The organism is Blastococcus sp. KM273129, from assembly GCF_021698995.1.
GTDB lineage: Bacteria > Actinomycetota > Actinomycetes > Mycobacteriales > Geodermatophilaceae > Blastococcus.
Genome location: NZ_SSXB01000189.1, coordinates 1 through 532 on the forward strand (window position 1 = coordinate 1; position 532 = coordinate 532).

Sequence of the window (532 nt, forward strand, 5' to 3'; positions counted from 1 at the left end):
TCGTCGAGGTCGACGAGGACACCACCGCCTACGACGGCGGCCACATCGAGGGCGCCGTCAAGCTGGACTGGAAGAAGGACCTGCAGGACCCGCTGCGCCGCGACTACCTGGACAGGAGCGCCTTCGAGGAGCTGCTGTCGAGCCGGGGCATCGGCAACGATGACACCGTCGTCCTGTACGGCGGCAACAACAACTGGTTCGCCGCCTACGCGTACTGGTACTTCAAGATCTACGGCCACTCCGACGTCAAGCTGATGGACGGCGGCCGCAAGAAGTGGGAGCTGGACGGCCGCCCGCTGTCCAAGGACGCTCCTCAGCGCCCGGCCACCCAGTACAAGGCGTCCGAGCCGGACCTGTCGATCCGCGCGTTCCGCGACGAGGTCGTGGCCTCCATCGGCTCGAAGAACATCGTCGACGTGCGCTCGCCCGACGAGTTCTCCGGCAAGATCCTCGCGCCCGCCCACCTGCCCCAGGAGCAGTCGCAGCGGGCCGGTCACGTGCCCACCGCGATCAACATCCCGTGGAGCAAGGC

At 67.5% G+C, this 532-nt stretch carries 1 protein-coding gene; it reads left to right on the forward strand.

Going from position 1 to position 532, the window contains the following annotated elements; genetic code table 11:
- The coding region (locus E9565_RS21970) for a sulfurtransferase (RefSeq protein WP_255726434.1) at positions 1–532 on the forward strand (532 nt) is incomplete at both ends.